An 18,151-nucleotide genomic window follows, 5' to 3' on the forward strand; every position below is an offset into this window, starting at 1 on the left:
TACAACCAATGGCAGGTTCCAATGTATCGGCTGGACTTCAAGCCTATCCAGGTGCCACTCGAAGAACTTCGAGCAGCACAGGAAGCTGCATTGTGGAACGAGATCGGGTTTCTCGTTTGTTCGCGGGCGCACTGCTCGTCGCTTCCGCTTGCATGCCAGCTGCACTACTAGATCATAGCACAATCGGAGGTTTTCACACAGCCTCGGGTCGTGAGCCGCCGATCGGAAACGCGCCCCATTCCGGCCGCTCAGGTAGCTCTGGCGATTTCCCGAAAGCTGCCGTCGCCAAAACGTACGGCAGACGGCTCAAACGGGGTGGTGAGGGGACAGTCTGCATTTACTGATTGCTGCAGCCAAAAGCGGCCGCGATTAACCGCACTCTCCCTGTTGCGGTTATCGTCTTCTCGAAGCGAGGGAGAGGGACGATGCCCGGACTCTATGACGATGCTGACCTTTACGATCTCGTCTCACCCAGAGATGAATCAATGGAACGCTTTTACGTCGACATCGCCGGCGGACCTGGCAGGACAGTGTTGGAACTGGCATGTGGATCAGGTCGGCTCACCATTCCTCTGACCGAAAGTGGTGCGCAGACTACTGGCGCAGACTTGTCCGAAATAATGATCGAAAAGGCTGAAAGCCGCGCCCTAACCCGGGGGCTCGACGTGCATTTCGTCAAACTCGATATGCGGGACTTGGAGCTCAATGCGCTTTTCGACTGCGTCATCGTCGCCGCCAACTCTCTCCTGCACCTGCACACATCGGAGGATTTTGCGCGGGCATTCGCCGCCATTCGCCGCCACCTGGCTCCTGGCGGTCTCCTGGCCTTCGATATTTTTGTCCCGAGCGCTTACATGTTGAGCAGGCATCCCGATGAGCGCCAGCACGTTGGCAAGTTCTCGCATAGCCTGCTCGGCGAAATCTCTGTTGAAGACGATCCGCTACAACCCCATCACGCAAGTAAGTCATGCCGACTGGTACTGGTCCACCGTCACCGAACCCGAGTTTCGTCACACAAGCGTGGATATGCGGCAGATATACCCTCAGGAGTTACCACTCCTTCTTCAGCATAATGGCTTCGAGTTGCTGAGCAGATACGGGGACTTCGACAAAGTGGCATTCGATGTGGAGAACTGGCGTCAAGTCTGTCTATGCAGATAGCCTCGTATCGCCATTTGCCCAACTTCCGCTTCCGAGAATTCGCTTTGACGCTGCTTTCAGGCATTCGGGCAGCCTCGGACCGTCGTCTAATGCTCGGTCACGGGTACGACAACACCGAAGTCGGGCTGAGGCCCGGGACCGGCACTAGGGGTGCGCAATATTATTTCAACCCGTCCGAGCAATGAAGGAACCTGAACTTGGCGGCACCGGCGGATCGCCGTGGTGTCGCCACCGTGCGGGCAATGCCCCCCTCATTGTCGCTTGACGAAATTGAGAGCGTCCGGAATTGCTTTGATAGCAAAGAACCGTCGGCTAGTAGATGCACTGAGCGGCGCGATATCAGGATAGGGTCAATGAGACCGGATCGAAATCGCCCAGTTGCAGCGCAAAGGTGCCAGTTGGCGAGACCTCGATGAGCGGGCATAGGGAGCCCGTGGTGACAACCATGCCGGCGCGCAGTCCGCCGAAATGGTCGAAGGGGGCGCTGGCATAGGCGATGATGGGCTCGAGTACACCGCCAAAGGGGAGTTTGGCCGGTCCAAGTTGGGTGGTGCCGGCGGTGGTTTCCAGCGTGATCAGCAGACCATCGACTTCGGGCAGGGTAGGGATGACCTGTGCCCCCGTCACATAGCCCGACGTCACCATGAAATCGGAGAGCGAGCCATACGCGCCAGCGTGCTTATATTGGTCGATACGGGTGCCGATCAGCTCTATGCCGACGATGAAATGGTCGATCGCCGCCAGCACGGCCGTCTTGCCCTGGCGCGCAATATCGGGCGTGATATCGCTTTTGAGGACGGCGGCGATCTCGATTTCGAGACCCATCATATTGCGGCCATTCAGTTGCAGCGTGCCGCCGCTTCTGGTGACCCAGCTATCGATGATCGGCGCGGCCAGGGCTGGGCCCCCGGCTGGCGCGGCGACCTTGGCCACCGAGGCGGTCTCGCCCAATTGCCGCAGCACTTCGCCCTGCACCGCCATGGCGCCGGTGGCGTCCAGCGCCTGCAAGGCGGCGGCCGGCACCGGCTTGCTCGGGTCGCGATGCGCCGCGATATAGGCTCGGGCGAACTGCCCGGTCGATTGGCTAGCCATGGCCGATCCCGATTTCCCGCTTTTGGTCATTGGCCTGATGTGCCGCTTCGATAATTCCCACAATCTGGCGGGCATACGCACCGTCAACGGGCACGGGCGCGATGCCGGCTATGGCGTCGCGCATGGCCCGCCATTCGCGCACCACCGCGTGATGCATCCAGTCGGCCTCGATCGAATCCGGCACCGGCGTCCAGACGGCGTCGCGGCCGATCGAAACGCCTTTGTCGAAATCGATGCGCAGCGTGCCGTTTTCGCAGACCAGGTCCATGGCAAAGCCGACCGCGCCGTTGCGGTAGCCGACGCTTTGCACCTGGCCGATGCCGCCATTGGCGAAGCGCAGCCCGATCAGCGCGCTGTCATCGGCCTGCTGCTCGTGAAAGAAGGTGCCGGCCAGGGCGTTGACGCCCACCACGTCCTGCCCCATCAGCCAGACCAGCCGGTCCAGCGCATGGATGCCGGCAGTCATCAGCATGCCGCCGCCTGAGGCGGTATTCTTGTGCCAGTCGCGGCGATTGCTCTCCATCCACAACTTGATCATCCAGCTCGATCCCAGCACCGGCTTGCCGATCACGCCGGAGTCGAGGACCTCCTTCGCCTTGAGACAGGGCAGGGCAAAATGCATCACATGGCCGACCATGAGCTGTACGCCCGCTTTGGCGACAGCCGCATTGATGGCGTCGCAGAGGCGGGTGGTCGGCGCCATCGGCTTTTCCAGCAGGATATGCTTGCCGGCCCCGGCCGCGCCGATCGCGATCTCTTCATGCAGGTGGTGCGGCGTGGCAATGACGACGGCATCGACTTTCGGATCAGCGAGAAGCTGGCGCCAGTCGGAATAGGCGCTGCCGCCATGCTCCTGCGCGAACTGCTCGGCGGCTGCCCGGTCTTCCCGGCAACTGGCGACGAGCTGCACGCCGTCGACCTCGGCCATTGCCTTTGCATGCACCGCGCCAAAATGTCCGGCGCCGATGATACCAATTCCAATCATGATCTTGCCTTTGTATATGCGGCATCGATGAGGGTCATCGCCGCGAGATAGTCGTTGAGGGTGATTGCCGGTGGGCGGCCGTCGCGCAGGCGCTGCAGTGTATCGGCCATGAACAGCCGATAGCGGGTGGCTGTCGGTTCGGGCGGCAACGCGCGCGTGCTCGCGTCATCCAGCGTCACGCTACTGGCATTGTCGCCTCGGTCCACTAGGGTGGCGTTCGCCGTGACCAGCCGCCATTCGAATTCGCCGCCGGGCGCCATCGAGGCATAGGTATAACCGGCCTCGACGGTGAACAGCGTGCCGGCCGCGTCGGTCAGCACCAAGAGGGCATGGTCGTCCACGGCCTCGTCATGGATGCGATTGCCGACACTGGCCGAGACCAGGGTCACCGGCCCCTGCGCCAGGCTCAATACGGCATCGACGCCGTGAATGCCCAGATTGCGCAGGGCGCCACCGCCGCCAATGGCGGGGTCGAGCAGCCAGCCCACGGCATCCTGCCGATATCGCCCCGGCGGGCCATTCACCAGCCGGAAACTGGCATGGGCGAGCCTGCCGGCGCGACCGGCTTCCTGCAATTGACGATGAGCATGGAAAATCGGCCCGAAGCGGTTGGGCAGCGGCACCCCGACAAAGCCTTTTCTTTTTGCGGCCAGTTGCGCCAGGTCCGCGATGGCCGCTGTGTTGCTGGCAGCGGGCTTTTCAAGAATCAGGGGAATGCCGGCTTCGATCAGTGCCTGCGCGCGGGCGGGCAGGGTGGTCGGATGACCCATAAGCACGACCAGGTCCGGCGCCAGGATCAGGCCGTCGCTCATATCCTCCACCGTCGGCAGGGCATGTTTCTTTCCAAAGGCAGCCGCATGGGCGGGGTTTTCGTCCCATACGCCGACCACCGACGCCCCCGCCGCGCGGGCTGCGTCCAGGTGCATTTCCGCGTGCCAATGACTGGTCCCGAACAGCGCAATCTTCATGCTTTGGCCACCTATCCAATATCGACTTGCAGGATATCCCATATGTTGCTATACAACAAGCGTTGACGGTGTTGATCTGTGCTGCCCAGAAAGCTGGAACAGATAAACGAGGACCACGATGTCGAATTTGAAAGCGATGACGCCGTTGAGCCGGGCCCCTCTCCTTCACGTCACAGTGCAGGAGAGTCTCAAGGAATATATCGAGGCCAACCAGCTCAAGGCCGGCGATCCTCTGCCGCCCGAAACTTTCCTGGCCCAGCAATTGGGCGTCGGGCGCAATTCCATGCGCGAGGCGATCAAGGCACTGGAATCGCTGGGCATCCTTGAGACGCGGCGCGGCATCGGCGTCTTCGTCAAGGAATTCTCCTTCAAGCCGCTGCTCGATAACCTGGCCTATGGCTTGCAGGACTCGCTGCGCGACGTCGAGGAATTGCGCGAAATCCGCCGTGTGCTCGAGACCGGGCTGATCGGCAAGACCATCGCCATGATCAGCGAGGCGGATCTGGCCGCTTTGCGTGATGTCACGGCGCGCATGAAGGTGCGGGCGGAGCGGCAGGAGAGCTTCGCCGAGGAGGACCAGCGCTTCCACCAATTGCTGTTCCGCTGCCAGAACAATCACATGTTGAGCGCGTTGATCGACATCTTCTGGACGGCCTTCAACAAGGCCTCCAACTTTAACGATCTCGACAACCCTGAACCGCTCGATACGTGGCGGGACCATCACGAAATCGTCGAAGCGGTCGCTCGCAAGGACGTGGAGCAGGCGCGCAAGCGCCTGGACGATCACTATCGCGGCATCCAGCAGGTCATTGCCAGGAACCGCACCGAACCATCCAAAGCCTGATCTTTCCGGGGAGGAAAACCATGCATATCAGGACGATCACGCAAGCTCTGGCCATTGGTGGCCTGCTGCTTGGTGCAACTGCACTCACCACGCCGGCCTTCGCGCAGGATGGGAAGACCATTACCGGCGGTTTCGATGTCGGTCCTGGCGGGTTCCCCAAGAACTTCAATCCGCTCGCCGCCACCGGTGGCTTTACCTGGCTCAACACCTATTTCGAGCCGCTGGTAATCTATAGTGCGGAACTGAACGCCATCGAGGGCGCTCTGGCCACCGATTACACCGTCAGCGAAGACATGCTGACCTATACCTTCAACCTGGCCGAAGAGACCTGGCACGATGGCGAGGCCTTCACCGCTGCCGACGTCAAGTTCACCCTCGACCTGATCCGCGATGCTGCCTCGGGCAGTGTCTTTACCGGTCGCCTGGGCAAGGTCGCCAATGTCGAGGCGCCCGATGATCGTACTGTCGTCGTGACGCTGTCGGAGGCCGATGGTGGCCTGCTGTCGGTGCTGGCCCAGGTCATGATCCTGCCCGAGCATGCCCTGGCTTCGGTCGCGCCCGAGAGCATCGCCACCAGCACCTGGTGGTCGACCACCCCGATCGGCACCGGCCCCTTCAAGTTCACCAAATATGTCACCGACCAGTATGTCGAACTGGCGGCCGACGAGGACTATCGTGGCGGCGCGCCCAAGGTTGACCGGCTGATCAACCGCTATTTCGAGAACCCGGCTGCCGCGGTGGCCGCGCTGCGCGCCGGTGAAATCCAGTTCACCTATGTCGAACCGGAAGATGCTGCGACCTTTGCCGGCAACGAGGCCTTCAGGGTCATCGAAGGCGACTCTTATGTGGTCAACTATATCGGCTTCAACCAGAAGGTCGATCTGTGGAAGGACGTTCGTGTCCGCCAGGCCTTCATGTATGCCATCGACCGTGCCGCGATCGTGGAAAGCCTCTATGGTGGTGCCGCCAAGCTCGCCAATTGCGGCTATGTCGCGCCCCATCTGGTGCCCGACGGTCTCAATGATTACGCCTATGATCCGGAAAAGGCCAAGGCGCTGCTCGACGAAGCCGGCTGGGCCGAGATCAACGGCGACAAGCCGATCACCTGGCTGACCTATTACGGCTCGCCCCAGGCCGCCAATGTGATGGCTGCAGTGCAGGCCATGCTGGCCCAGGTCGGCGTCAACGTCGTACCGCGCGTGGTCGACGTGCCGACCTATAACGGCACCGTCTATCAGGAGAACAACCCCGACTGGAACGAATTCCCGCTGATCTATGCGGGCCTGCAGAACGGGCCCAACCCGGCGGGGATCAATGTCGGCCTCAACAAGTCGCAATTGCCGCCAGCCGGCGCCAACATCATGCGCATCGAGTTCGACGATCTGAGCGCCGCTTTCGACGCCGCCATCGGCGAGACCGATGCCAGCCAGGTCGATGCCCGCTGGCAGGACGTCTGCAAGGTGATGAACGAGCAACTGCCCTGGGCCACCATGTGGGTCGCCAACCGCTATGGCGTGGCATCTGCCGACCTGGTCGACTTCGTCTGGACGCCGGCGCCGGCCGGTGGCCCCTTCGCCGCCCATCCTGAACTCTGGGATATCAAGTAAGCGCGGTTCTCCTCTGCGCATGGCGGCGCGGACGATCCGCGCCGCCTTCCATCCACACCGGACCTGGTCATGTTGAACTACATCGCACGCCGTATCGGCATCGGACTGTTGATGCTGGTCGCTCTCAGCGTCCTCGTCTTCGTGCTGTTGCGCCTGGCACCGGGTGATGCCATCGACGCCTATATCAATCCTGCCGCGCCGCTCTCGATGGATGAACTCGCTGCCTTGCGGGCAAGGCTCGGGCTCGACCAGCCGCTGCCGGTGCAATATTTCGGCTGGCTGCGGGCCGCCATATCAGGCGATTTCGGCTTTTCCATCCAGCGCGCCGGCGTGCCCGTGCTGCCGCTGGTCCTCGAGCGCATCGGGCCGACGGTGCTGCTGATGGGGACGGGCATGCTCCTCGCCATCGTGCTGGGCATCGCCGCCGGTATTGTCAGCGCCGTACGCCGCAATTCGGCGACCGATGTCGCCCTCTCGGTCGCCTCCTCCATCGGCATATCGAGCCCGGCCTTCCTCACCGCTTTGCTCGGCCTCTATTTCTTCTCCGTACAACTGCGCTGGGCGCCTTCGGGCGGCATGTTGACGCCGGGTGCCCCATTTTCCGTGTCCGACCTGCTGTCGCATCTCATCCTGCCGGCCTTCCTGCTCTCCATCGGCCATGCCGCGCTGATCATGCGCTATATGCGCTCATCGCTGCTCGAAGTGCTGAACCAGGACTATGTGCGCACCGCCCGCGCCAAGGGCGTCCGGGAATTCTGGGTCATCATCAAGCATGCCACGCGCAATGCGCTGCTGCCCGTGGTCACTCTGATCGGCTCGACCATCGGCATTGCAGTCGGTGGCGCTATCTTCCTCGAAAGCGTCTTCAACTGGCCGGGCATGGGCCTGCTCTTGGTCAATGCGGTCAACACCCGCGACTACCCCGTCATCATGTGCGCCACCCTGATCGTTGGCGCTTGCGTGATCGCGGTGAACCTGCTGACCGATATCACTTACGCCGCGGTCGATCCGCGCATCCAGGTGGCCTGACATGACCGATGCAGCGACCACCCCCATCGAACGGACCAAGGGTCCGACCCGCCGCTCCATCGAGCGCTTCTTCGGCAATCGCGCGGCCATGGTCGGGCTGGCGATCTTCCTGCCCATCCTTGTGGCCATCATCACCTATGACTGGTGGTGGGGCTCGGGGCCAAATGAGATCGACCTGCGCGCGCTCAACAAGGGGCCGTCGCCCGAACATTGGTTGGGCAGCGACGGCGTGGGCCGCGATGTTATGGCGCGGTTGTTGCAGGGCGGCCGGGTCTCGCTGATCGTGGCCGTCGTCTCGGTGGCGATTTCCACCGTCATCGGTTTCCTCGTCGGCTCCTTTGCCAGCTTCGGAGGTCGGGTCGCCGATGCCTCGCTCATGCGGCTGGTCGATCTCGCCATGACCCTGCCGCCGGTGATTTTCTTGCTGGTCCTCGCCTCGATTGCCGGCACCGGCATCACGCCGACGATTCTGGTGATCTCACTACTGTCCTGGCCCACTTTGTCGCGCATCGTGCGCGCGCGTCTCCTCGAACTGCGCGAGCGCGATTTCGTCGTGGCGGCGCGCGGCATGGGCGCCGGCGTGCCCCATCTGCTGTTCAAGCACGGTCTGCCCAATTGCATCGACATCCTAGTGGTCTACGCCACTCTGCAGGTCGCCAATGCCATCCTGCTCGAAGCGGGCCTGTCCTTCCTCGGACTGGGTATCGCCCCGCCCGAGGCCAGTTGGGGCAATATGCTCAACCTGGCGCGCTCCACCGTCGTGCTCGAACAATATCCCTGGCAATGGATGTTCCCCGGCGCGGCCCTGGTGCTGACCGTGCTGGCCATCAATTTCATTGGCGACGGCCTGCGCGACGCGTTCGACCCTCGCTCCGCTCTCAACTGACCCTGAAGGTTTCCGAAATGCCCTTGTTTACCGGCGTCGTCCCTCCCGTCGTAACGCCACTCAACGCCGATTTTACCGTGGACTATGCGTCCTTTACCCGGGTGCTCGAAAACCTGATCGATGCCGGTGTCCACGGCCTGTTCGTGCTAGGCTCGACCAGCGAAGTGGTGTTCCACGATTCAGAAACCCGCCAGGCCATTGTCGAACACGCCATCAAGGTTACCAATGGCCGCGTTCCGGTGTTGGTCGGTACGATCGACCCCACCACCGACCGCGTCATCAAGCATTCGCGCATCGCCAAGGCGGCCGGCGCCGCTGCCGTGGTCGTGACCGCGCCCTTCTACACGCGGACCAACCAGGCCGAGACCGCGGACCATTTCCGCTACATCAAGGATGCGGTGGACCTGCCCGTCATCGCCTATGACATTCCGGTCTGCGTGGGGCTGAAGCTCGACCGCAAGACCACGGTGACGCTGGCCAAGGAAGGCGCCATCGTTGGCCTCAAGGATTCGAGCGGCGACGACGGCAACCTGCGTTATGTGCTCGCCGACATGCAGGACGATGCCGATTTCTTCGGCATGACCGGCTCGGAAATCGTGGTTGATAGTGTGCTGGCCATGGGCGCCCACGGCGTCGTGCCTGGCCTCGCCAATGTCGACCCGCATGGCTATGTCAAATTGTGGAACCTGGTGCAGGCAGGCGACCTCGCAGGCGCGCGTGCTGAGCAGGAGCGACTCTGCAGGCTGTTCGAGATTGTCTGGATTTCGACGGCCCGCACCAGCGCGGGTTCGGCCGGTGTCGGTGCCTTCAAGACCGCGATGCGCCAACTCGGCATCATTGCCAACAACACCATGGCGCGACCGCAACGCCACCTCAATGACGAAGAGACGGCCAAGGTCGACGCCGTGCTCAAAGCCGTCGGACTACTCGGCTGACCATGGGCGCCCCGATCCTCGACATTGCTGGACTGCGGACCGTGTTCCGGATCGGCGGCGCCGACATTGCCGCCGTCGAAGACATGGAACTGACCATCGCCGCTGGTGAAACCGTGGCGTTGGTCGGCGAATCCGGGTCGGGGAAGTCGGTAACGAGCCTGTCGGTGATGGGCCTACTGCCCAGGCGCGTGGGCCGCATCGCCGCCGGCAAGGTCATGCTGTCGCGCAAGAGCGGCGAGGTCGTCGACCTTGCCGCCATGTCCGACGAAACCCTGCGCCAGATTCGGGGCAATGACATCGGCATGGTGTTCCAGGAACCCATGACCAGCCTCAACCCCGTCTATACCGTGGGCGAGCAGATCGCCGAGCCGATCCGCATCCATCTGGGCAAGCCGCATCGCGAGGCGGCGGCCGATGCCGTGCGCCTCCTGGCCGATGTCGGCATTCCCAACCCCGTCCGCCGGGCGCAGCAATATCCGCACGAGCTTTCTGGCGGTATGCGGCAGCGGGTGACCATCGCCATGGCGCTGGCTTGCGATCCGCGCATGCTGATTGCCGACGAGCCGACCACGGCGCTCGACGTGACGATCCAGGCCCAGATCCTCGATCTGTTGCAGAAGCTGCAGCGCGAGCGCGGCATGGGCATCCTGTTCGTGACGCACAATCTGGGTGTCGTGGCCGAGATCGCTGACCGGGTCGTGGTGATGTATGCCGGCCGGATCGTCGAGTCGGGGCCAGTGGCGGAGGTCTTCGCCCATCCTCGGCACCCCTATACCAAGGGCCTGCTGCGCTCGGTGCCCCGGCTGGGCCAGGCGGTCGAGCTCAAACGCGCCGGCACGCCCCTGCCCACCATTCGCGGCAATGTGCCGTCACTGCGCAACCTGCCCAAGGGCTGCGCCTTTGCCAATCGCTGCGACTACGCCATCGCCGCCTGCAGCGCCGCCATGCCGGCTTTGGTCGAGACGACGCCGACGCAGAAAAGCCGCTGCATCCGCTGGCAGGAACTCTGATGACGCAACAGCCCTATCTATCGGTCAGAAACCTCTCCAAGCATTTCAAGCCGGCCGCCTTTTCCCGGGGGGCGGTGGTCAAGGCGCTGCAGGATATTTCCTTCGACATTCCCCGCGGGCAGGTGGTCGGCCTGGTCGGCGAATCCGGCTCCGGCAAGACCACGATCGGCCGCTCGGTGCTGCGCTTGATCGAGCCGACCAGCGGCCAGGTCATGCTCGACGGCGTGGATGTCACCACGCTCTCGGGCGCGCAATTGCGCCGGCAGCGGCGCAAGATGCAGTATATCTTCCAGGACCCCTTCGCGAGCCTGTCGCCCCGCATGACCATCGGCCAGGTGCTGACCGAAGGGCTCGACATCCAGGGCATCGGCACGCGAGCCGAGCGGCGTGCCCGCGCGGAAAAGGCGCTGATGGCGGTGGAACTGCCGGTCGACGCCTTCGACCGCTACGCCCACGAATTTTCCGGCGGCCAGCGCCAGCGCATCGGCATTGCCCGGGCGTTGACGCTCGAGCCGGATTTCATCGTGGCCGACGAGCCGGTCTCGGCGCTCGACGTGTCGATCCAGGCGCAGGTCATCAACCTGCTGCGCGACCTGCAGACCCGCCTGGGCCTGACCATGCTGTTCATTTCCCATGACCTGGCGGTGGTGGAATATATCTGCGACACGGTGATCGTGCTCTATCTCGGCCGCATCATGGAAATGGCGCCCGCCGCCGATCTCTATGCCAGGCCCAGCCATCCCTATACACGGGCGCTGCTCTCGGCCATTCCCTCGCCCGATCCGGCGACGCGCCCGCAGCGGCAGATCCTGACCGGCGATATTCCGAGCCCGGCTAATCCGCCGTCGGGCTGCGTGTTCCGCACGCGTTGCCCGTTTGCCATCGGGGCCTGTGCCGGCGAGGTTCCGGCTTTGCGGGAGGTTGCGCCGGGGCATCTGCGCGCCTGCATTCGCGACGACATTCTCTGACGCCTGAAGGACAGCGATCCGTGCCGCACAATGCCCAATTCCTGACCGATCTCCAGGGTGGCCTGATCGTTTCCTGCCAGCCGGTCGATGATGGTCCGCTCGATACCATCCCCGCTATCGTCGCCTTCGCTCAGGCCGCCCGCAATGGAGGCGCCCGTGCCCTGCGCATCGAGGGTGCGGACAATGTGGCGGCCGTGGCCAGGGCCTGCGACCTGCCGATCATCGGCATTATCAAGCGCGACCTGCCGGATAGCGCGGTGCGCATCACCCCGTTCATCGATGACGTAAAGGCGCTTGCCGCGGCCGGAGCGACGGTCATCGCCGTTGATGGCACCGACCGGGTCCGTCCGGTGCCGGTGGCCGACCTGCTGGCTGCCATCCACGCCGCCGGAGCTCTTGCGATGGCCGACCTGGCGACGGAAGCGGAAGCCAGGATCGCCAGCCGGCTCGGCTTCGATATTCTGGGCACCACCATGTCGGGCTATACCGGCGGGCCGGTTCCGGCCGGGCCCGACCTCGATTTCGTGGCGGCTTGCCGCCGGCTGGGCGGTGTGGTCGTGGCGGAGGGACGCTACAATACCCCCGCCGCGGCAGCTTCGGCCATTTCAGCAGGCGCCAGTGCGGTCTGTGTCGGCTCGGCCATCACGCGCACCGAGCACGTCACCGAATGGTTCCGTATTGCCGTGGATGAGGCGGTCAGCGGCAGCAAGGCCACGGTGCTGGCGCTCGATGTCGGCGGAACCAAGACGCTGGCGGCGCTGGTCCGGAACGGGAAAATTCTCGAACGGCAGACGATAAAGACGCCGCAGGGCGTTGGGACGGATGCGTGGTTCAGCACGATCGGTTTGTTGGCTTCCAACTGGCGGGGGCGCTACGACGCGGTCGGCGCCGCCGTGACCGGTGTGGTGCAGGATGGCCATTGGTCAGCCCTCAATCCGCGCACGCTGGCCATTCCCGAGCGCACGCCGCTGGTCCAGCGGCTGACCACGCTGTTCGATGCGCCGGCCATCGCCCTAAACGATGCGCAGGCCGCGGCCTGGGGCGAGTATCGCCATGGGGCCGGGCGCGCGCGGGACATGGTATTTGTCACCGTGTCGTCGGGCATTGGCGGCGGGATCGTGTTGCAGGGCAGGCTGCTGCAGGGCGCCAATGGCCTCGCCGGCAGCCTGGGTCAGATCAGAGGTGCGCCGGCGTCGGAACGTCTCGAAGCGCGCGCTTCGGGTTTCGGCATGGTCGCGTCGGCAGCCGCTCTGGGCCATGCCGCCACGACGCATGAGATTTTTGCCGGCGTCGAAAATGGCCTGCCATGGGCCGTCGCGCTGCTCGATGAAGCTGTCGGGGATCTGGCCGTGGCCTTGGGTGACATGCAAAGATTGATCGATCCGCAGGTCGTGGTGCTGGGCGGTGGCATCGGCATGCTGCCGCAATTTCGTGATCGGCTGGTCGCAAGATTATTGCTGGAGCCCAGCCACCTGCGTCCTACGATCAGGCCGGCAGTTTTGGGCGCAGACGCTGGAATTATCGGCGTAGCCGATGTGTCTATGGCGCGCGCACATGCCGCAGCAGAAAGGCATAGCAGCTTTTAGCTCGGTTTGGACTATGCCTGAATGTCCGAAATGGGGTCGATTTCCGACGCTCCCTATGCCTTCGGCTTGATGATATAGGGTGACAGGTCCAGCCCCTCGGGCAAGCGCAACGCGGCCAGCACTTCGACTTCTTCGACCAGCAAGGTCTTCTTGCCGTAATTGTCGCCGGCGGTCTTCATCGCATGGCCGGTCTGGCGGTCGGCGGTACGGGGGTCGATCTTGGCCACCCTCATAATGTCCTTGGCCGTGTGTCGGCTCGAATGGAAGGTGGTTTCATATGGCCGGTGGATGCCCAGCTTCTCCAACCGACCGTTGAGGCGCTTGGAAGCGGCATCGGCGGGGTCCTTCACTAGTTCCCTGCCATGCCGGAAGGCGTGAGGGAACAGCCATTCATCGGCCTTACGCTTGGCGCAGAGGTCGTAGAATGCGGTCTGCTCCAGTACCTCGTGCAGCGCGAACAGGCGGCGGCTGGTTTCGTTCTTGATCTGCCGTTCGGTCTCTTCACCCTCGATGATCAGGTCCGTGGTCAAGTCCGCGACCCAGAGCGTGTCGTTGATCTTGCGGACGTCCTTGCCCTGCAAATAGATCAGTTCGCCCACGCGGGCACCCGTCAAGGTAGCCAAGAGCGGTAACCACTTGAGGTCGGGGCGCGTCTCTTGTGCCGCCGCCTTGAACCAGACGTTCAGTTCCTCGACGGTGAAGGGCACACGGACCACGGAATCGCGGGCCGTATTCGGAATGGTCGGGCTCATGTCGGCGAGTGGGGAGCGGAAGTCATGTTCTGCCGCCATGGTCTTGAAGAACATGCGAAGCGGGCTGAGATAGTTCGCTTCGATGGCCTTGCCGGTGAGCGTTGGGAAACGGCGGTCATTCAGGGTGTCGTTGTGATCGGCAGCCTGTGCACGCGTCATGCCGTGAAACGTCCGTTCCTTGGTCATATTGGCCGGTGACCGCGCCAGCACGTTGGTGAAGCTCTGGAAATCAGAGAACCGATATCGGTTAACCGGCTTGTCGCCGGCATATTCGACGAAATCGCGAATGCGGTTCGCGTCGGTCTTCACCTTCTTGTCCTGCGCGTGGTCCTTGCGGAGAGCGGTCCAAACCTCAAGCTGATCCAACAGCATGGGCTTGTCGGGGCCACCGTCCAAAACCTGCTGCACCTGTGCCGACAAGACCGCGATCTTGGCGGCAATGTCGTCGCGCTGGCTCTTCGGCAGGCTCTCCGCAGTCTTGGCGAGACCGTCGATAGCACCGCCCAGCAGTTTTAATGGCTATTCGTGTTGATTTCCGCCGAGAAGTGACCCAGGTTTTCCATTGAGAAGTGGCTCTGACTCACATTTGCTGCTGTTCGGGCCAAGGTTCGCGCTGGTTCGTAGGAGGATCAGCAGATGCAGCATGGTTTTCAGCGCGCGAGCCTTGCGCCGAGTGGTTTTGCAGTAGATGCGGTGCAGGTCTTGGCGGACAGGGTGCAAATCCTGCTTCGATCTCGCCGATCGTGGGGAGACTGCCCTGCCTGCGGAGGCCGTAGTCGGCGTGTGCAAAGTCGCTATAGGCGACGGCCAGCAGATTTGCCGCTCGGTGGACGACGGGTAGAGCTTTCGATCCTGACGCGTCGGTTTTGGTGTGATGGTGTTCTTTGCGGCCGTCGCATTTTTTGCGAACGTTTCGATGACAGCGTCTTGGGTCGGTATAGCCGGCGCACGCAACGGCTCGAGACCATCGTGCACCATCTCGGTCTGGCTTTAGGCGGCAGGCCCGCAGCCAGTTTTGCGGATCGTCTCATGATACCGGTTAGCAAAGACACACTGCTACGCGTCGTCCGCCGACGGGTCACAGACCATGATGACACGTTGACGGTGGTTGGAATCGATGACTTCGCTTTCCGGCGCGGGCAAACCTATGGGACGCTTGTCTGCGACCTCGAGCGTCGCAGGCCGGTCGTCCTGCTGCCAGATCGCGCATTGAATACCTCCCGCGCCTGGTTGGCCGAGCATCCATCCATATCAGTCGTTGCCCGAGATCGTGGAGGCGGCTATGGCGAGGCGATCGCCAGAGGCTTGCCGAATGCCCAACAGGTCGCCGACCGCTGGCACCTCATGGAGAACTCAAGCCGCGCTTTCCTCGACGCCGTCGGTAAATCCATGCGTCAGATAAGACAGGCGGTCGGCAGCAATATCGTCGACCCCAAGCTGCTGACCTATGCCGAGAGGCTGCAATACGAAGGATATCTGCGCCGGCAGGAGACTAGTGAGGCCATCAAAGAGCTGTCGAAGAAGGGAACCTCGATCCGTCAAATCGTCCTTCAGACAGGCCATAGTCGGAAGGTCGTACGCGACGTTCTGCGCGGCCAAAGGTTCGACGTGTTCCGAACAAGGCCAAGTTCTCTGGATAGCTGGCTCCCGTGGCTAAACACCCGTTGGGACGAAGGCGTCCGGAATGCTTTGGCGCTCTGGCGCGAGATGCAGGCACAGGGCTTTCCAGGACAAAGCGGTGTCGTCTCACAATGGGCGCAACGCCGGCGTCTTGCTGAAAAGGCAAATCAAAGCGGGTTGGCACGAACACCGTCTGCGCGCGTCATCGCCAGGCTGTTGACCACGGCGCGGGATGATCTGGCAAAGTCCGAAGCGATCTTGGTCGCTGCGATCGAAGTGAATGTACCCGAGCTGGTGGTGGCCCGCACAGTTATCGGCGACTTCCAGTCCATGATCCGATCCAAAACAGCGACGAAGTTGGATGACTGGTTGCAGGCGGCAAAACTCAGCCTTGTAAGCTCATTTGCCAATGGTGTCGGAAAGGACCTGGCCGCCGTCAGAAACGCGATCGTCTCGCCTTGGTCGAATGGGCAGACCGAAGGACAGATCACGCGCCTGAAGCTCGTGAAACGACAAATGTACGGGCGCGCGAAGCTCGATCTCCTGCAGGCGAGACTGATCGGAGCCCCATAGCCGAAGCTTCAGCAAAAGTGCGCCAGAGCCAAATCTCGATGGAAATAGTCCCGCCTAACGGGTCACTTCTCAGTGGCAATCAACAGGCGCGCTCCATGGTGATCCAGCAGAAGACGGTCCGACCCGTCCAGTTCCAGAGCTCGCTGCTTGCGCCGCTGCCAAACCCGCGCTCGACCTTCAGGACCTTCGAAGCACTTCCCGCTCGAGCTCGGGGACGCTTGTAGTGAATTCCTGTACGGCTTGCGAGAGAGCAGCTGAGGATTGGATTGAGTAGTGGGTCTGTCCCGGCAAAATGGCTAGTCGATGCTGATTCATTCCGGAAGAATCCCAGCCAGCATCCCGCAGACCGCCTACAAGCCTAGAAAAATACTCGACCATGTGGCTGGGCATCACCGAGTCCCAGTCACCGGATACCAGCAGCGTCGGCGCCGGAAGTCCCCGCTTCAGCGCTTCTCCGTGATCATAGCCAGCCGAGCCAGCGGCCATTCCACCCAAAGCGAGATGGAGCTTCGGCCAATTCTCCTCAGGGTTGTCGGCGACCTTTACATACATGTCATACAGGGGCGTTCCCCTCATCGGTTCGATGCTGCTTGCACCGATCGTTCGTAGCGCGGCCTGCGTGGTGTCGTGCCACCCGCCCCAAGAAAATGGCGCAGATACGATGACCAAACGTTCGACCACTTTCGGATACCGCAGCGCAACTTGCAGAGCGACTTCTCCACCCATTGAATAACCAAGGAGATTGGCCCGCTCGTATCCTATGTGGGCGATCACCGCGACGACGTCGTCGGCGAGGCTGCCGTGAGACATGGGTCGATCGAATGGAGCAGTCCGACCATGGCCCTGCAAATCTACTCCGATGACCGTGTGATGTTCCGAGAGTTGTTTGATCATATGGTCGAATGTTTCGATCATCCCAAATCCACCGTGGATGAGCAGGATCGGCCTGCCGTGGCCATAGGTTTGATAGTACACTTCGCCACCAGACACAGGCACGTAGCCGGACGATTTTGGCTTTATCATTGATAGCTCCAAATTAGCTGGCCGCCCACTTGAAGCGGCCACAGGTTTTCATGCGCTGCCGTGTCGCACATCCGTGATGCGATCGCAGTTTTCATCGACCAACCCATGTCTCGACGCTGGGTGGCGCGGGCTAGCCATGCACGGCTCCGTCAGTTTCATTTTGACCTGAGTCGCTGCTCCTGGGCGCGTGGTCATGCACGATTGACCATCTGAACCAGCGGCTCTCTCGGTGTTATTCGGAGAGCATACGCCGAGCCAAATAGAGCACCGTCGTGATGTTGCGAGTAACGCAGTTCCCGAAGTCCTCTCGTGCAATCCGTCCGAGCTCAGCTAAAACGGCTTCGCGATCTGAACGTAGGCTGACGTTGGAGTAGCTCGCATAAAGGTCCATGATCTGGGATCCGTTGAGAGTGACTGACCATGTGCTTTGATGCACCTCTATGCTGTCAAAAGCTTCAGCGGCCCTCAATGCGGAGACGCGCGCGTCTACATCCGCCCCGAACTCCAGGTGAGGATGACCTCGATTCGATGGATTGGCAGGGCCAGAGGCGAGCAGGTCTAGAGTAGCTTCATGAAAGGGATCCCGTTTGTGGGGATCACCATAGATGTTCCAGAATGGGGCCCACCAACCTCCCGGGCGGATAGCGTCGGCAATCCTCCGCAACGCCGAGCTCTCATCCAGCCAGTGGAATGCAGTAGCGCAGATGCCCAAGTCGAAAGAGAAGGGGTCCAGATCGGCGTCCTCGAAAGCACTGTTTACGACCCGAAGTGCCGGAACAGCGGCACCTTTCGAGAGAAAGGCTGCTAATCGAGGGTCGGGTTCAATTGCGACGACCGGGTTTGCGCCCAAGGCCAATAGCTGCCGAGTAGCTTTTCCAGTTCCCGCTCCGATTTCGAAGGCAGCAGTGCTGGTACCCACATCGCAACGTGATGACAGGCACTCGAATACCCACGCAGGATAATCTGGCCGCGCCCGATCATAGCCCGCGGGATCGAGGCCAAAGGCCGCCCGTCCAGCACTTTTTAAGATTTCTGAGGTGATCACCTTCTAGCTCCAAGCTCGTGTCATACGAGCTTATTCTGCGCCAAGTCCGGTGAGCACCCACTCAAAT

Annotated in this window: 16 protein-coding genes; 10 read left to right on the forward strand and 6 right to left on the reverse strand. The window is 62.1% G+C overall.

Annotated elements, in window-relative coordinates:
• Positions 1–425: 425 nt before the first annotated feature.
• Positions 426–1,073, forward strand: a complete 648-nt coding sequence (locus DEVEQU_RS00310) for a class I SAM-dependent methyltransferase (protein WP_126148571.1) — start codon at positions 426–428, stop codon at positions 1,071–1,073.
• 427 nt (positions 1,074–1,500) lie between these two features.
• Here DEVEQU_RS00310 and DEVEQU_RS00315 read toward each other — a convergent pair whose 3' ends face one another.
• From DEVEQU_RS00315 to DEVEQU_RS00325, 3 genes are read right to left on the reverse strand one after another with little or no spacing between them, the layout of a single operon-like run.
• Entirely contained in the window at positions 1,501–2,253 is a 753-nt protein-coding gene (locus tag DEVEQU_RS00315) for a hypothetical protein (RefSeq protein ID WP_126148572.1), read from the reverse strand.
• Positions 2,246–3,238 carry a Gfo/Idh/MocA family protein gene (locus DEVEQU_RS00320; protein ID WP_126148573.1) on the reverse strand — a complete coding sequence of 331 codons (993 nt, stop codon included), beginning with the start codon at positions 3,236–3,238 and terminating at the stop codon, positions 2,246–2,248. The genes DEVEQU_RS00315 and DEVEQU_RS00320 overlap by 8 nt, the downstream gene beginning before the upstream one ends.
• On the reverse strand, positions 3,235–4,206 hold the full coding sequence (locus DEVEQU_RS00325) for a Gfo/Idh/MocA family protein (protein WP_126148574.1): 972 nt from the start codon (positions 4,204–4,206) through the stop codon (positions 3,235–3,237). Before DEVEQU_RS00325 ends, DEVEQU_RS00320 begins: the two co-directional genes overlap by 4 nt.
• Before the next feature lie 118 nt (positions 4,207–4,324).
• On the opposite strand from DEVEQU_RS00325, the gene DEVEQU_RS00330 reads away from it, so the two are divergent.
• The 8 genes from DEVEQU_RS00330 (at position 4,325) to DEVEQU_RS00365 (ending at position 13,071) form a co-directional block, all read left to right on the forward strand.
• Entirely contained in the window at positions 4,325–5,050 is a 726-nt protein-coding gene (locus tag DEVEQU_RS00330; RefSeq protein ID WP_067458795.1) for a FadR/GntR family transcriptional regulator, read from the forward strand.
• 20 nt (positions 5,051–5,070) lie between these two features.
• Positions 5,071–6,657, forward strand: a complete 1,587-nt coding sequence (locus DEVEQU_RS00335; protein WP_126148575.1) for an ABC transporter substrate-binding protein — start codon at positions 5,071–5,073, stop codon at positions 6,655–6,657.
• A 69-nt stretch (positions 6,658–6,726) separates the two neighbouring features.
• The gene (locus tag DEVEQU_RS00340; RefSeq protein ID WP_126148576.1) at positions 6,727–7,686 is read left to right on the forward strand and encodes an ABC transporter permease; all 960 of its coding nucleotides are present in this window, start codon (positions 6,727–6,729) and stop codon (positions 7,684–7,686) included.
• Position 7,687: 1 nt separating this feature from the next.
• Complete coding sequence (locus DEVEQU_RS00345) at positions 7,688–8,572, forward strand: ABC transporter permease (RefSeq protein ID WP_126148577.1); 885 nt, start codon at positions 7,688–7,690, stop codon at positions 8,570–8,572.
• Between the two features lie 17 nt (positions 8,573–8,589).
• Positions 8,590–9,507 (forward strand): dihydrodipicolinate synthase family protein, encoded by a 918-nt coding sequence (locus DEVEQU_RS00350; protein ID WP_126148578.1) that lies wholly within the window; start codon positions 8,590–8,592, stop codon positions 9,505–9,507.
• Between the two features lie 2 nt (positions 9,508–9,509).
• Positions 9,510–10,517 (forward strand): ABC transporter ATP-binding protein, encoded by a 1,008-nt coding sequence (locus DEVEQU_RS00355; RefSeq protein WP_126148579.1) that lies wholly within the window; start codon positions 9,510–9,512, stop codon positions 10,515–10,517.
• Positions 10,517–11,485, forward strand: a complete 969-nt coding sequence (locus tag DEVEQU_RS00360; protein WP_126148580.1) for an ABC transporter ATP-binding protein — start codon at positions 10,517–10,519, stop codon at positions 11,483–11,485. Before DEVEQU_RS00355 ends, DEVEQU_RS00360 begins: the two co-directional genes overlap by 1 nt.
• Before the next feature lie 20 nt (positions 11,486–11,505).
• A complete protein-coding gene (locus DEVEQU_RS00365) occupies positions 11,506–13,071 on the forward strand; it encodes a putative N-acetylmannosamine-6-phosphate 2-epimerase (protein ID WP_223214054.1) in 1,566 nt (521 codons plus the stop codon).
• 53 nt (positions 13,072–13,124) lie between these two features.
• Here the strand turns inward: DEVEQU_RS00365 and DEVEQU_RS00370 are convergent, their stop codons facing one another.
• On the reverse strand, positions 13,125–14,243 hold the full coding sequence (locus DEVEQU_RS00370; RefSeq protein WP_126148581.1) for a tyrosine-type recombinase/integrase: 1,119 nt from the start codon (positions 14,241–14,243) through the stop codon (positions 13,125–13,127).
• 216 nt (positions 14,244–14,459) lie between these two features.
• Between DEVEQU_RS00370 and DEVEQU_RS00375 the strand changes: the two genes are divergently transcribed.
• The gene (locus DEVEQU_RS00375; protein WP_126148582.1) at positions 14,460–16,016 is read left to right on the forward strand and encodes an ISL3 family transposase; all 1,557 of its coding nucleotides are present in this window, start codon (positions 14,460–14,462) and stop codon (positions 16,014–16,016) included.
• 177 nt (positions 16,017–16,193) lie between these two features.
• Here the strand turns inward: DEVEQU_RS00375 and DEVEQU_RS00380 are convergent, their stop codons facing one another.
• Positions 16,194–17,039 (reverse strand): alpha/beta fold hydrolase, encoded by an 846-nt coding sequence (locus DEVEQU_RS00380; RefSeq protein WP_126148583.1) that lies wholly within the window; start codon positions 17,037–17,039, stop codon positions 16,194–16,196.
• Positions 17,040–17,271: 232 nt separating this feature from the next.
• A complete protein-coding gene (locus DEVEQU_RS00385) occupies positions 17,272–18,084 on the reverse strand; it encodes a class I SAM-dependent methyltransferase (RefSeq protein ID WP_206437755.1) in 813 nt (270 codons plus the stop codon).
• Positions 18,085–18,151: the final 67 nt, after the last annotated feature.

Origin of the sequence: Devosia equisanguinis, from assembly GCF_900631955.1 — a bacterium.
GTDB lineage: Bacteria > Pseudomonadota > Alphaproteobacteria > Rhizobiales > Devosiaceae > Devosia > Devosia equisanguinis.

Excerpts from the sequence above, each read along its gene's own strand:
- DEVEQU_RS00350 (WP_126148578.1), top strand. The coding sequence starts at position 8,590 with ATGCCCTTGTTTACCGGCGTCGTCCCTCCCGTCGTAACGCCACTCAAC.
- DEVEQU_RS00355 (WP_126148579.1), top strand. The coding sequence starts at position 9,510 with ATGGGCGCCCCGATCCTCGACATTGCTGGACTGCGGACCGTGTTCCGG.
- DEVEQU_RS00360 (WP_126148580.1), top strand. The coding sequence starts at position 10,517 with ATGACGCAACAGCCCTATCTATCGGTCAGAAACCTCTCCAAGCATTTC.
- DEVEQU_RS00315 (WP_126148572.1), bottom strand. The coding sequence starts at position 2,253 with ATGGCTAGCCAATCGACCGGGCAGTTCGCCCGAGCCTATATCGCGGCG.
- DEVEQU_RS00310 (WP_126148571.1), top strand. The coding sequence starts at position 426 with ATGCCCGGACTCTATGACGATGCTGACCTTTACGATCTCGTCTCACCC.
- DEVEQU_RS00345 (WP_126148577.1), top strand. The coding sequence starts at position 7,688 with ATGACCGATGCAGCGACCACCCCCATCGAACGGACCAAGGGTCCGACC.
- DEVEQU_RS00320 (WP_126148573.1), bottom strand. The coding sequence starts at position 3,238 with ATGATTGGAATTGGTATCATCGGCGCCGGACATTTTGGCGCGGTGCAT.
- DEVEQU_RS00380 (WP_126148583.1), bottom strand. The coding sequence starts at position 17,039 with ATGATAAAGCCAAAATCGTCCGGCTACGTGCCTGTGTCTGGTGGCGAA.
- DEVEQU_RS00375 (WP_126148582.1), top strand. The coding sequence starts at position 14,460 with ATGCAGCATGGTTTTCAGCGCGCGAGCCTTGCGCCGAGTGGTTTTGCA.
- DEVEQU_RS00340 (WP_126148576.1), top strand. The coding sequence starts at position 6,727 with ATGTTGAACTACATCGCACGCCGTATCGGCATCGGACTGTTGATGCTG.
- DEVEQU_RS00335 (WP_126148575.1), top strand. The coding sequence starts at position 5,071 with ATGCATATCAGGACGATCACGCAAGCTCTGGCCATTGGTGGCCTGCTG.
- DEVEQU_RS00325 (WP_126148574.1), bottom strand. The coding sequence starts at position 4,206 with ATGAAGATTGCGCTGTTCGGGACCAGTCATTGGCACGCGGAAATGCAC.
- DEVEQU_RS00330 (WP_067458795.1), top strand. The coding sequence starts at position 4,325 with ATGTCGAATTTGAAAGCGATGACGCCGTTGAGCCGGGCCCCTCTCCTT.